The 12,898-nt window shown below is 68.6% G+C and carries 13 protein-coding genes; 4 read left to right on the top strand and 9 right to left on the bottom strand.

Translation table 11 applies throughout. From position 1 onward, the window contains the following. Window positions 1-114 precede the first annotated feature (114 nt). The 5 genes from ncot_RS08230 to ncot_RS08210 form a co-directional block, all read right to left on the bottom strand. Complete coding sequence (locus ncot_RS08230; RefSeq protein ID WP_168617173.1) at window positions 115-1,038, bottom strand: SMP-30/gluconolactonase/LRE family protein; 924 nt, start codon at window positions 1,036-1,038, stop codon at window positions 115-117. After that, complete coding sequence (locus tag ncot_RS08225; protein ID WP_168617172.1) at window positions 1,035-1,481, bottom strand: NUDIX domain-containing protein; 447 nt, start codon at window positions 1,479-1,481, stop codon at window positions 1,035-1,037. Before ncot_RS08225 ends, ncot_RS08230 begins: the two co-directional genes overlap by 4 nt. A gap of 159 nt (window positions 1,482-1,640) precedes the next feature. Continuing rightward, window positions 1,641-2,012 (bottom strand): hypothetical protein, encoded by a 372-nt coding sequence (locus ncot_RS08220; protein WP_168617171.1) that lies wholly within the window; start codon window positions 2,010-2,012, stop codon window positions 1,641-1,643. Between the two features lie 38 nt (window positions 2,013-2,050). Beyond that, a complete protein-coding gene (locus ncot_RS08215) occupies window positions 2,051-2,674 on the bottom strand; it encodes a DUF3105 domain-containing protein (protein ID WP_168617170.1) in 624 nt (207 codons plus the stop codon). After that, a complete protein-coding gene (locus ncot_RS08210) occupies window positions 2,671-2,976 on the bottom strand; it encodes a thiamine-binding protein (protein ID WP_168617169.1) in 306 nt (101 codons plus the stop codon). The genes ncot_RS08215 and ncot_RS08210 overlap by 4 nt, the downstream gene beginning before the upstream one ends. A 163-nt stretch (window positions 2,977-3,139) precedes the next feature. Here ncot_RS08210 and ncot_RS08205 point away from each other — a divergent pair, with 163 nt between their 5' ends. Together ncot_RS08205 and ncot_RS08200 are read left to right on the top strand one after the other, a co-directional pair. Continuing rightward, window positions 3,140-3,376, top strand: a complete 237-nt coding sequence (locus ncot_RS08205; protein WP_168617168.1) for a hypothetical protein — start codon at window positions 3,140-3,142, stop codon at window positions 3,374-3,376. A 5-nt stretch (window positions 3,377-3,381) separates the two neighbouring features. Beyond that, complete coding sequence (locus ncot_RS08200; RefSeq protein ID WP_206065242.1) at window positions 3,382-4,332, top strand: hypothetical protein; 951 nt, start codon at window positions 3,382-3,384, stop codon at window positions 4,330-4,332. A 159-nt stretch (window positions 4,333-4,491) separates the two neighbouring features. On the opposite strand, the gene ncot_RS08195 is transcribed toward ncot_RS08200, so the two are convergent. The 4 genes from ncot_RS08195 to ncot_RS08180 form a co-directional block, all read right to left on the bottom strand. Next, a complete protein-coding gene (locus ncot_RS08195; RefSeq protein ID WP_168617166.1) occupies window positions 4,492-7,323 on the bottom strand; it encodes an aconitate hydratase in 2,832 nt (943 codons plus the stop codon). A gap of 228 nt (window positions 7,324-7,551) precedes the next feature. Then, complete coding sequence (locus ncot_RS08190) at window positions 7,552-8,715, bottom strand: acetyl-CoA C-acetyltransferase (protein ID WP_168617165.1); 1,164 nt, start codon at window positions 8,713-8,715, stop codon at window positions 7,552-7,554. 39 nt (window positions 8,716-8,754) lie between these two features. Then, on the bottom strand, window positions 8,755-9,552 hold the full coding sequence (locus ncot_RS08185) for an SDR family oxidoreductase (protein WP_168617164.1): 798 nt from the start codon (window positions 9,550-9,552) through the stop codon (window positions 8,755-8,757). Beyond that, window positions 9,549-10,730 carry an acyl-CoA dehydrogenase family protein gene (locus ncot_RS08180; protein ID WP_168617163.1) on the bottom strand — a complete coding sequence of 394 codons (1,182 nt, stop codon included), beginning with the start codon at window positions 10,728-10,730 and terminating at the stop codon, window positions 9,549-9,551. The genes ncot_RS08185 and ncot_RS08180 overlap by 4 nt, the downstream gene beginning before the upstream one ends. Window positions 10,731-10,852: 122 nt before the next feature. On the opposite strand from ncot_RS08180, the gene ncot_RS08175 reads away from it, so the two are divergent. Both ncot_RS08175 and ncot_RS08170 read left to right on the top strand, forming a co-directional pair. Beyond that, complete coding sequence (locus tag ncot_RS08175) at window positions 10,853-11,734, top strand: enoyl-CoA hydratase (RefSeq protein ID WP_168617162.1); 882 nt, start codon at window positions 10,853-10,855, stop codon at window positions 11,732-11,734. Beyond that, on the top strand, window positions 11,731-12,897 hold the full coding sequence (locus tag ncot_RS08170; protein WP_168617161.1) for an acyl-CoA dehydrogenase family protein: 1,167 nt from the start codon (window positions 11,731-11,733) through the stop codon (window positions 12,895-12,897). The genes ncot_RS08175 and ncot_RS08170 overlap by 4 nt, the downstream gene beginning before the upstream one ends. The last annotated feature ends 1 nt before the right edge of the window (window position 12,898 follow it).

The following is a 12,898-nucleotide window of genomic DNA, read 5'->3' as shown; positions in this document are numbered from 1 at the left end:
CCTCCGTCTGTCGGCGAATCGGTAGGCGGCACCCCGTTGCCCGGGAGCCACCAGACGAGTCTAGACGTCATGGTGTCGAGGTGTGAGCCGGTCGCTGTGGCTGCCGGCCGCGCCTCAGAGATCCACGTGGGCGATCGCGGGCTCGTGCAGGCTGCCGAGCCAGACCCGTCCCTCGTGCTCACGCACCCCGGTCACCATGTGGAAGTCGGGCGCGTCCAGGTCCAGGTCGTGCACCAACGCACCGGAGTCGTCGTACGCCTGCACCCGGACGGTGCGCTTGACCTGCGGCTGCAACGGCTCGGGGACCTTCGTCGCCGCTCGCCGCAGCCACATCGGCGCGGACTGGATCCTCTCCACGAACGCATCCCTCGGCGAGGCGATGGTGACCCAGATCAGGCCGTCACTGCCGCGGGCGACGTTGTCGGGATAGCCGGGGAGGTCGCGTGCCAGGAAGTCACGCTGGCCGGCCCGCTCGCCGCTCAACCACTGGCGTACGACGGTGCGCGCGCCGGTCTCGGCGACCGCGACGAACGACTCGTCGGAGGCCAGGGCAACACCGTTGGCGAAGGCAAGGTCGTCGAGGACGACCCGCAACGATCCGTCCGTGTCCAGGTGGAGCAGTCGTCCCGTGCGGGTGTTCTGCACGAAGTCGTCCTTCCAACGCTCCACGCCGAAGTGCAACGAGCTGTCGGAGAACCAGATGTCGCCGTTGGTGGCGACGGCGGCGTTGTTGCAGAACGCGAACGGGACCCCGTCGACCGAGTCGGCCAGGGTCTCCAACGAACCGCTGCGCGGGTCGATCGCGAGCAGCCCGGCATGGGCGTCGCAGACCAGCAACCGCCCGTCGTGGAGCAGCTCGATCCCGAGCGGACGCCCCCCTGTCTCGGCCACCCGCGTGATGCGGCGACCGTCGTGGGAGACACGGAAGATCATTCCGTCCTCGGTGCCGGTGAACACCGCTCCCTCGTCAGGTCCACCCGTGGCGACGACCACGTCCTCCGCCCCCGGCCCGGGGACTCCGATGACGGTGACGCTCATGACAGCTCCTTCGCTTCCTCGATGAGACGGACACAGTCGCTGGAACCGAGGAACGCGGGGAGCGACAACCCCGTCGCCGCGGTCAGCGGAAGCCCGGCGGCGACAGCAGGGTCCACGAAGACGATCTGTCGGCCCTCGTGGCACTCGACGTCAGCATCCGACAACGCCGTGGCGCCCACGAACAGGTGCATCACGTCGTCGCTGTCGTATGCCGTGTGGTGCACGCCGACCTTCCTCCACAGCTCCACCGAGCCCTCGGCCAGCTCGACCCCGGTCTCCTCGGCGAACTCACGGTGGGCGCCCTCCAACGGGGTCTCGCCCTCCTCGAGGTGGCCACCGGGGTAGCCCCAGCACTCGGGGTCGATGACGGGATGCTCGTCGCGCTCCTGCATCAGGATCCATCCGCGACGATCGACGAGCAGGACACTCGAGAACTGGTGCATGCAGGCGAGGCTACTGGTCGGGTGGGTTGTGTCCCCGCAGGGCTGACCCGGTCGTGAAGCCCGACCGACATGCAGTTCGACACACAGACAGCCCAGCGCAGGCGTGGCAGCCGGGGACAACAGGGTCACCTGCATGTCGGTCGGTCACCCAAGGGTGCGCTACAGCCGGGCCACGTGGCGACGACCGCGCAACGCCTCCTCGACCAGCACCACCTCGCGACGCACCCGCAGCAGCCGCGACTGCTCGCGGTGCCACGTCTGCACCGCCTCCTCCACGACATCCGGGTCGGCCACCTCGCGCAGCTCGGCACGCGCCTCGCTCAGTCCGCGGTCGCAGGCGAGCTGGGCGCCCGCGACGTGGAGCACGGCGAAGCGAGCCAGCACCACCACATGGCGACGCAGGGTCGGGTAGGAGCGGTACTCGGGCGGACAGACGTCGAGCAGCCACTTCTCCGCAGTCGACTCCCAGTCGGGAGCATCAGGCGGACGGACCCCTTCGGGCCAGCCCGGCGGGGCGAAGACGACGGACATCCCACCATGGTACGCCTCATCGAACAGTTGTTCGACTCTCAGGCGCTGGTCCCCGAGTCCTCGTACTTCGTCACGCCACCGTGGCAGCTGGCCATCGGTTCCGGAGCGGTCTCGCCGTGGCCGTAGGTGTCGATGAACAGCGCCAGGCGCGGATCGTCGGCGCCGTCGAGGGCCAGCTGGGTGTTCCACACCGTCACCACCACCGGCGCCTCCTGGTCGTCGTACGGCGACAGGATGCCCTCGTCGGGCAGCGCCTCCGTGAGGGTGTCGACGTCGTCGCCGCTGAGGTCGGACCGGTAGGTGATCCAGACGGTGCCGTGCTCGAGGGCGTGCACCGCGTTCTCCTCACGGACCGGGCGGTCGTAGACGCCACACTCGGCCCAGACCGGGTCGTGCTTGCCACCCACCGGCGGCGACTGCTGGTAGTCGACCTCCTCGGCGACATGGACGAGTGCGGACGTCTCGTACGTCTTGACCCCGGAGAGGTTCGCTGAGTCCCGGTCGAACTCGGGGTCGTCGACGCCGTTCGCTGCTCCCATCACCGCGGTGATGTCCTCCGGCCTCTCGGCACCGTCGTCGCTGACCGCCAGCGGCACCAGGAGGGCGCCACCCACCACGACCGTGGCGACGATGAGGGCGATCAGCAGCCGGACCGCATTCATCGAAGCCCTTCCAGGGCCTGCTCGAGTCGCTCGACCTTGGCCGTGATCTGTCCGTCGAACCCGGGCCGGATGTCGGCCTTGAGGACCAGCCCCACGCGGGGCGAGACCTCGCTCACCACCTCGACCGCAGCCTTGACTACCCCCATGACTTCGTCCCAGTCGCCCTCGATGGTGGTGAACATGGAGTTGGTCTCGTGCGGCAGGCCGGAGTCGCGCACGACGCGTACGGCGGCGGCAACAGCCGCCGACACGGAACCGGTCTCGTCACTGGCGGTGGGAGAGATGCTGAAGGCCACGATCATGGCCGTCAACCTACCCACTTCGCGCGGACCCACACCTGTGGGTCACGGCTGGGTGGCGTCGGCCTGCGCCCAGCAGCGGTGTGACACCGACAGTGACATCCCGCGGCCCAGGTCGTTGAACGGCTAACGTGAGCGGGCCCTGCTCACCGACGAGAGGAACCCGATGGCATCGACCCCTGTGTCCGCACTCGCCGAACGCCTGGACGTCCCAGTCGGCTCGGTTGCAGGCCTCGAGGCCTGCAGCGCGGAGGAGCTGACCCACCTCGACTCCCTCGTGGAGGCTGCCTTCGTCAGGGAGCAGGAAGCCGTCGAGGCAGGGCTGAAGGCCACCCTGCAGGCCGTCCCGCGCCCGTTGCGCGGACGGGCCAAGTCCCTGCTCTTTCCCGGCGGTGACGCATGACCACGGTGGCCAATCGCGTCGAGATCCTCAAGCTGGCCGAGGTGCTCGGGGTCGATGAGGACGAGCTCTCGTCGCTTGCCCCGGTTCCGGCCGACGACATCAGGACCGTGCGCACTGCTGTCGGCGAGCAGATCTTTGCCCAGCACGAGACCCGGTTCCGTCGCATCGCCAAGCTGGCGGGCAGCGTCCCGGCGCCGTTGAGCGCCAAGATCGCCCAGATGGCCCTGTCTCCGCTGCTCGGCGCGCGCGTGGCCGCAGTGATGGAGCCCTCCATCGCCGTGAAGCTGGCCGGCAGCCTGGCCACGGACTACCTGGCCGACCTCAGTGTCGCCCTCGACCCGGTGCGCGCAGAGGCGATCATCGCCAGGATCCCCGACCGGATGATCCAGGAGGTCGGCGCACTGCTGGTGGAACGCCGGGAGTACTTCGCCCTGGGTCGTTTCGTCTCGGTCATCGAGCCCGACGCTGCCCTCGAGGTGGTCCGCGACGCGTCCGGGCGCGACCTGCTGCAGGTTGCCCTCTTCGCCGATGACCTCGAGGCCCTCGACGCACTCGTGAAGCGCATCGACGACGAGCGACTGGTCGATGCCATCCGGGCAGCCCAGGAGGAGGCCCTCTACGACGACGCGGTGACCTTGGTCGTCTCGGTCTCCCCCGACAGCCGTGAGCGGCTCGTCCCCCTGATCGCCGCCCTCGACGCGTCCGGCGTCGACGCCTTCGCCGAGTCCATCCATCGCTTCGACGCGTGGCACGCTGCGCTGCCGGCCTTGGCGAACCTCGATGCCGAGGTATTGGCGTCCGTCGCGAACAGTGACGCCACGTTGGCCGACGGCATGCTGCCGAGGATGATCGAGGTGGCGCGCGAGCTGTCGCTCGACGACCTCGTTGACCGACTCCCGCAGGTCCTCGACGCGGCCCACGTCAAGGCTGCCGGCAAGGCCCTGGCCGCGCACTGACCGTCGCCTGCGGCCCTCGACGCCGCCCGCTCTCCCCCGGGCTCGGCCCGCGGGACGAGCCCGGACGACCTGCCGTCGACGGGCAGGACAGGAAATGGCGAGCGGCCCGCCACCCCGAGGGTGACGGGCCGCTCCAGCCCATGGTTGGGAGCCGTGCGATCAGGCGTTGCGCAGGTTGCGCAGCACGTACTGCATGATGCCGCCGTTGCGGTAGTAGTTCGCCTCACCGGGGGTGTCGATGCGGACCACGGCATCGAACTCGATGTCGTCTGCCTTGACCTTGACCGTCTTCGGCGTCGGGCCGTCGTTCATCGCGGTGACACCGGTGACCGAGAAGGTCTCCTCGCCGGTCAGGCCCAGCGACTCGGCGTCCTGACCCTCGGGGAACTGCAGTGGGAGCACACCCATCATCAGCAGGTTCGAGCGGTGGATCCGCTCGTAGGACGCCGCGATGACGGCCTTGACGCCGAGCAGCGCGGTGCCCTTGGCGGCCCAGTCGCGCGAGGAGCCCGAGCCGTACTCCTTGCCGGCCATGACGACCAGCGGAACGCCGGCCTCGATGTACTTCTCGGACGCCTCGAAGACCGTGGTCACCGGGGTGTCCTCGGCCAGCAGGTCGCGGGTGAAGCCACCCTCGGTGCCGGGCGCCATCTGGTTGCGCAGACGGATGTTGGCGAAGGTGCCACGGATCATCACTTCGTGGTTTCCACGACGCGAGCCGTAGGAGTTGAAGTCGCGGTTGGAGACCCCGTGCTCGGAGAGGTACTTGCCCGCGGGCGAGTCCTTCTTGATGGCACCGGCCGGACTGATGTGGTCGGTGGTGACCGAGTCGCCGAGCTTCAGCAGCACGCGGGCACCTTCGATGTCCTCGACCGGCTCCGGCTCGGCGGGCATGCCGTCGAAGTAGGGCGCCTTGCGGACGTAGGTGGAGTCGGTGTCCCACTCGAAGATGTTGCCCTCGGGGGTCTGCAGCGCCTGCCAGCGCTCGTCACCCGAGAACACGTCGTCATAGCTGTCGAACATGTCAGAGGTCAACGCCGAGGCGATGATCTCCTCCACCTCGGTCGGCGAGGGCCAGATATCCTTGAGGAACACGTCGTTGCCGTCGGTGTCCTTGCCGAGGGAGTCGTTGAACAGGTCGACGTCCATCGAGCCGGCCAGCGCGTAGGCGACGACCAACGGCGGGGAGGCCAGGTAGTTCATCTTGATGTCGGGGTTGATCCGACCCTCGAAGTTGCGGTTGCCCGAGAGCACCGAGACGACGGCGAGGTCGTTGTCGTTGACCGCGGCCGACACCTCGGGGATCAGCGGGCCCGAGTTGCCGATGCAGGTGGTGCAGCCGTAGCCGACGAGGTTGAACCCGAGCTTGTCGAGGTACGGCGTGAGGCCCGACTTCTCGTAGTAGTCGGAGACGACCTTCGATCCCGGCGCGAGCGTGGTCTTGACCCACGGCTTGCGCTGCAGGCCCTTCTCCACGGCCTTCTTGGCCAGCAGGGCGGCACCGATCATGACGGACGGGTTGGAGGTGTTCGTGCACGACGTGATGGCAGCGATCGTGACCGCACCGTGGTCGAGCTCGAACTCGGTGCCGTCGGCCAGCTTGACGTGCGCCGGGTTGGCCGCACGTCCGCCGTCCTTCGGGGCGCAGGACATGTAGTCGCGGGCCGGGGTCTGACCGTGTACGCCGTCGTGGGCGGCGGGCGCGTCGGAGGCCGGGAAGGACTCGTCGAGTGCTTCGTCGTAGGCCCCGGCGATGGTCGGCGCCTCGTGGTCGACATACGCCTTGAGCGCACCGCGGAACGACTGCTTCGCGTCGGTGACCTGGATGCGGTCCTGGGGACGCTTCGGTCCGGCGATCGAGGGAACCACGGTCGACACGTCGAGCTCGAGGCGCTCGGAGTAGCGCGGCTCCGCAGCCGGGTCGTGCCACATGCCCTGTTCCTTGGCGTAGGCCTCGACCAGCGCGATCTGCTCCTCGCTGCGACCGGTCAGGCGCAGGTAGGTGACGGTCTCCTCGTCGATCGGGAAGACCGCGATCGTGGAACCGAACTCCGGGCTCATGTTGCCGATCGTGGCGCGGTTGGCCAGCGGCAGCGCGGAGACGCCGGGGCCGTAGAACTCGACGAACTTGCCGACCACACCGTGCTCGCGGAGCATCTCGGTGATGGTGAGCACGAGGTCGGTGGCGGTGGTGCCCTCGGGCAGGTCGCCGGAGAGCTTGAAGCCGACCACGCGCGGGATCAACATGGAGACCGGCTGGCCGAGCATCGCTGCCTCGGCCTCGATGCCACCCACGCCCCAGCCGACGACGCCGAGGCCGTTGACCATCGTGGTGTGCGAGTCGGTGCCGACACAGGTGTCGGGGTAGACCTGCGTGACGCCAGCCCCGGAATCAGACTGAGTGTCGCGCGTGAACGCGACGCGGGCCAGGTGCTCGATGTTGACCTGGTGGACGATGCCGGTGCCGGGCGGGACGACCTTGAAGTCGTCGAAGGCGCCCTGGCCCCAGCGCAGGAACTGGTAACGCTCCTTGTTGCGCTCGTACTCGATCTCGACGTTCTTCTCGAAGGCCTCGGGGGTGCCGAAGACGTCCGCGATGACGGAGTGGTCGATGACCATCTCGGCCGGTGCCAGCGGGTTGATCTTGCTCGGGTCACCACCGAGGTCGGCCATCGCCTCACGCATCGTGGCGAGGTCGACGACGCACGGAACGCCGGTGAAGTCCTGCATGATCACGCGGGCAGGCGTGAACTGGATCTCCTTGGAGGGCTCGGCGTCGGCATCCCAGCCGGCGAGCGCCTTGATGTCATCTGCCGTGATGTCCGCACCGTCCTCGGTGCGCAGCAGGTTCTCGAGCAGCACCTTCAGCGAGAAGGGAAGCGACTCGACGTCGAGGCCCTCTCCGGTCACCGCATCGAGACGGAACATCTCGTAGGACTTACCGTTCACGTCCAGGGTGCTCTTGGCACCGAAGCTGTCCTGACTGGCCATCAGTCGCATCTCCTCAAGTCTCGGGTCGCTCGGTGCCCATCTTGCCGTCGTACGTCGATGCCTGGAAAGAAAGGGTTGCCTAAGTACGCCGGGGCACGCGCTTGCGATTATCTCTCGACATCAAGATACATGACATCAAGTCAAAGCCGAAGCCGGACCCCGCCCATGAATCCATCCGTGCGGATCCGCAGGTCCGCCGGCTCCGGGAATCGCCAGTGCCCGCTGGGGTCACAGGCGTTCGATGATGGTGACGTTGGCCTGGCCGCCGCCCTCACACATCGTCTGCAGGCCGTAGCGGCCGCCGGTGCGCTCCAGCTCGTTGAGCAGGGTGCTCATCAGACGGGTACCGGTGGCACCGATCGGGTGACCCAGCGCGATGCCCCCGCCGTTGACGTTCACCTTCTCCAGCGGCGCACCGGTCTCCTTGGACCAGGCCAGAACGACGGACGCGAACGCCTCGTTGCACTCGAAGAGGTCGATGTCATCGATGGACATGCCGGCCTTGGCCAGCGCGTGCTCGGTCGCGGTGATCGGGCCCGTCAGCATCCAGATGGGGTCGTCGCCACGCACCGACAGGTGGTGGATGCGGGCCCGCGGGGTCAGGTCGTGATCCTTGACCGCCTGCTCCGAGGCGATCAACATCGCCGCAGACGCGTCGCAGATCTGAGAGGACACACCGGCAGTGATGCGACCGCCGGGCTGCAGCGGCTGGAGACCGGCCATCTTCTCCAGCGACGTGTCTCGCGGGCACTGGTCATCGGCGAACACGGAACCGTCGGCCAGGGTGACCGGTGCGATCTCGTTGTGGAACCGACCCTCGGCAATGGCGGCCTTCGCCTTCTCGTGGGAGGAGAGCGCGAACTGCTCCATCTCCTCGCGACTGATGTCCCACTTCTCCGCGATCATCTCGGCCGAGTTGAACTGCGAGACCTCGACGTCGCCGTACCGCGCCACCCAGCCGGGCGACTGGGCGAAGGGCGTGGTGAAGCCGTACTGGTCGGCCACGAGCATGGCTGCTGAGATCGGGATCGCGCTCATGTTCTGCAGGCCGCCAGCCACCACGAGGTCCTGGGTCCCCGACATGACGCCCTGGGCAGCGAAGTGCACCGCCTGCTGCGACGAGCCGCACTGGCGGTCGATCGTGACACCCGGGACGTGATCGGGCAGTCCGGCGACCAACCAGGCCGTGCGGGCCACGTCGCCGGCCTGCGAGCCGATCGTGTCGCAGCACCCCATGATCACGTCGTCGACCGCGCCGGGATCGACACCGGTACGACGCATGAGTGCGGCAATCGAGTGCGCGCCGAGATCCGCCGAGTGCATGTCGGTCAGCGCGCCACCGCGCTTGCCGACCGGTGTGCGGACTGCGTCGATGATGTAGGCCTCGGTCACGGTTTCCTCCGGTGGTCGAATCGATGTGGGTGACGCGGATCAGGCGTGCTGGCTGCTGACGGAGACGACCTCGCCGGTCATGTACGACGAGTAGTCGCTGGCCAGGAAGACCATGACGTTGGCGATCTCCCATGGCTCGGCGGCGCGGCCGAAGGCCTCCTTGCCCTTCAGCTCGGCCAGCAGCTCGTCGGTGGTCACCTTGGCCAGGAACGGGTGCATGGCGAGGCTCGGAGAGACGGCGTTGATGCGGATGCCGTGCTCTGCGACGTCGATCGCCGCGCAACGGGTCAGTGCCATCACGCCGGCCTTGGCGGCTGCGTAGTGGGCCTGGCCGTCCTGGGCACGCCATCCGATGACCGACGCGTTGTTGATGATCACGCCACGCCTGCCGGCCTCGACCATGCGGTTCGATGCTGCGCGAACGCAGCGGAACGTGCCGGTCAGCGTGACGTCGAGGACCTTGCCCCACTGGTCGTCGGTCATCTCGAGGATCGACGCCGTGCCGCCGAGACCGGCGTTGTTGATCATCACGTCGACGCCGCCGAAGGGCTCCGCGGCGTCGAGCAGTGCCGTGACGTCGTCCTCAACGGTGACGTCGCAGACCACCGAGGTGACGCGGTCGGCGCCGAACTCCTCGCCCAACGCGTCCACGGCCTCCTTGAGCCGACGCTCGTGGGTGTCACCGAGCACCACGGCCTTGGCACCCTCCTCGAGGCACTTGCGGACGACGGCCGCGCCGATGCCCGCTCCCGCGGCGGCGGTCACGATCACCGTGCGGTCGACGAGCAGGCCGTGGCCCGGGACGTAGGTGGGGGCTGGCTGTTCGGGACGAGTCATCCTCGGGGCTCCTTGGGTAGGCCGAGCACACGCTCGGCGATGATGTTGCGTTGGATCTCGTCGGAGCCGCCGTAGATGGTGTCGGCCCGACTGAAGAGGTAGAGGCTCTGTTCTTGGTCGAGTTCGTAGGGACCTTCGGCGACGGTCAGGCCGCTGGCACCGCGTACCTCCATCGCGAGGTCACCCAGGTCGCGGTGCCACCTGGCCCACATCAGCTTGGAGACCGAGGCCTCCGGGCCCTGCGACCCGGAGTCGTAGGAGCTGAGCGTGCGCAGCGCGTGGGTGCGCATCACCTCGAGCCCCATGCGGGCCCGGGCGATCCGGTCCGCGATCACCGGATCGTCCCACGTGCCGTTGGCGCGCGCGATCTCCTCGACGCCCTCGAGCTCGCGGGCGAAGCCGATCTGCTGCGCGATCGTGGAGACACCGCGCTCGAAGCCGAGCGTGGCCATGGCCACCCGCCACCCGTCACCGGGGGCACCGACGACCAGGTCGGCGGAGGTGCGGGCGCCGTCGAAGAAGACCTCGTTGAACTCCGAGGTGCCGGTCAACTGGAGGATGGGCTCGACGCGCACCCCGGGTTGGTCGAGCGGTACGAGCAGGTAGCTGAGCCCCGCGTGGCGCTGGGAGCCGGGCTCGGTCCGGGCGACCACGAAGCACCAGTCGGAGTTGTGGGCCAGGGAGGTCCAGATCTTCTGTCCGTCGATCACCCACTCGTCACCCTCGAGGCGGGCCCGGGTGCGTACGCCGGCGAGGTCCGAGCCGGCGCCGGGCTCGGAGTAGCCCTGGCACCACAGCTCAGTGGCGGCGACGATGCCGGGCAGGAAGCGGGCGCGCTGCTCGTCGGTGCCGAGTGCGATGAGGGTGGGCCCGAGGAGCTCCTCGCCGAGGTGGTTCACACCGGCCGGTGCATCGGCACGCGCGTACTCCTCGTGGAAGATCACCTGCTGGAAGAGGCTCAGGCCCCGGCCGCCGTGCTCGACAGGCCAACCGAGGCAGGTCCATCCCGCCTTGGCCATGTGCTGGTTCCACGCGACGCGCTCGTCGTACGACTCGTGCTCACGGCCGGAGCCACCACGGCCCCTGATCGCGGCGAAGTCACCGACGAGGTTGTCGGCGAGCCACTGGCGAACCTCGTCGCGGAACTCTTCGTCCGCGGCGGAGTAGGTCAGGTCCACGTCAGGTCTCCTTCCGGTGCGGGATGGCGGGCGGTGCCACTGGGACTCACCATACCTGACCAAGCACTTGTTTGGTATCGTCGTCCCAGTTCCCCACCGCAGAGGTGAAGCTGAGGAGAGACATGCCCCACGACGAGTCGCCCGCCGCCAACGGCGCGGTGGTCACCTATGAGCGGCGCGGGCCCGTGGCCGTGGTGACGCTGAACCGCCCCGACTACGCGAACGCGCAGAACTCCGCGATGACCTATGCCCTCGACGCGGCGTTCGTGCGCGCGGTCGATGACGATGCCGTCAAGGTGATCGTGCTGGCTGGCAACGGCAAGCACTTCTGTGGCGGTCACGACATCGGCACCCCCGACCGCGACATCGACCAGAGCTTCCCCCGCGAGGCGGTCATACACTGGGACCACGTCGACAAGCAGGGCGTCGAGTCCCGCTTCGCGCGCGAGTCCGAGGTGTATCTGGGGATGTGCCGCCGTTGGCGCGAGATTCCGAAGCCGGTCATCGCGATGGTCCACGGTGCCTGCATCGCCGGTGGCCTGATGCTGGCGTGGTCGTGCGACTTCATCGTCGCCTCCGAGGACGCCTACTTCGCCGATCCCGTGGTGCGCATGGGCATTCCCGGTGTCGAGTACTTCGCGCACCCCTGGGTGACGAACCCGCGCGCCGCCAAGGAGCTCCTGTTCACCGGTGATCGCTTCTCCGCACAGCGCGCTCATGAGCTCGGCATGGTCAATCGCGTGGTGGCCCGCGCCGACCTCGAACGCACCGTTCTCGACCTGGCCGAAAGGATCGCAACGATGCCCCGCCTGGGACTCGCCCTGACCAAGAAGGCCGTGAACCAGGCCGAAGACCTGATGGGGCTGCGAGCCGGCATGGACTCCGTCTTCGGCCTCCACCACGCCGCCCACGCGCACAACGTCGAGGTGGGCCGCGACTCGCTGGCCGACCTCGACGGCCGAGCGATGGCGGCCGCGAACAAGAACGGAGCAGTCACCGAATGAGCCTCGACTTCACCGAGCACGAAGAGGCCTTCCGCGCCGAGGCGCGCACCTGGCTGGCGGAGAACTCCCCCGGCCGTCTGCCCTCCATGGACACCACCGAAGGTGCCGCGGCCCACCGTGTCTGGGAGCAGCAGCTCGCCTCGGGCCGCTGGTCGGTCGTCGCCTGGCCGCAGGAGTTCGGCGGCCGCGAGGCGACGCTGACCGAGTGGGTGATCTTCGAGGAGGAGTACTACCTCTCCGGAGCCCCCACCCGCATCACGCAGAACGGCATCTCGCTGCTGGCGCCGATCATCTTCGAGCACGGCACCCCCGAACAGCAGCAGCGCTACCTGCCCACCATGGCCGATGGCACCGACGTGTGGGCGCAGGCCTGGTCCGAGCCCGAGGCCGGCAGCGACCTCGCCGGCATCCGCAGCACTGCGACGCGCGACGACTCCCGCGGCGGCTGGGTGCTCAACGGCCAGAAGACCTGGAGCTCGCGCGCACCGTTCGCAGACCGGGGCTTCGGCCTGTTCCGCAGCGACCCGACCGCCGAGCGGCACCGCGGCCTGACCTACTTCCTCTTCCCACTCACCGCCGACGGCATCACGGTGCGGCCGATCCCCCAGCTGGACGGCGACCCGGGCTTCGCGGAGATCTTCTTCGACGACGTCTTCGTGCCCGACGCCGACGTGCTGGGCGGTGCGGGTGACGGCTGGCGGGTGGCGATGAGCACCGCCGGCAACGAGCGCGGACTGTCCCTGCGCGCGCCCGGCCGCTTCATGGCCGCCGCCGACCAACTGGTCGACCTCTGGCGGGAGAGGGGCGATGAGGCTCCCACGATGCGCGACGCCGTCGTCGACGCCTGGATCGGTGCTCGCGCCTACCAGTTCTACACGTGGGGCACCGTCGACCGCCTCCAGGACGGCGGCGACATGGGTGCGGCCGGAAGCGTGAACAAGCTGTTCTGGTCCGACCTCGACGTCGGCCTCCACGAGACCGGCCTCGCCCTGCTCGGGGCAGAGCAGGAACTGCGTGGCGAGGACGCACCTCACGGCGGCCGCTGGATGGACGACTACCTGTTCTCCCTTGCCGGCCCGATCTACGCAGGCACCAACGAGATCCAGCGCAACATCGTTGCCGAGCGCATCCTCGGGCTCCCCCGAGGCGAGAAGAGGTCCTGAC

This window comes from Nocardioides sp. JQ2195, from assembly GCF_012272695.1.
Taxonomy (GTDB): Bacteria; Actinomycetota; Actinomycetes; order Propionibacteriales; family Nocardioidaceae; genus Nocardioides.
Note: the sequence above shows the minus strand (reverse complement) of the source record. Positions and strands in the feature narration are given on the sequence as shown.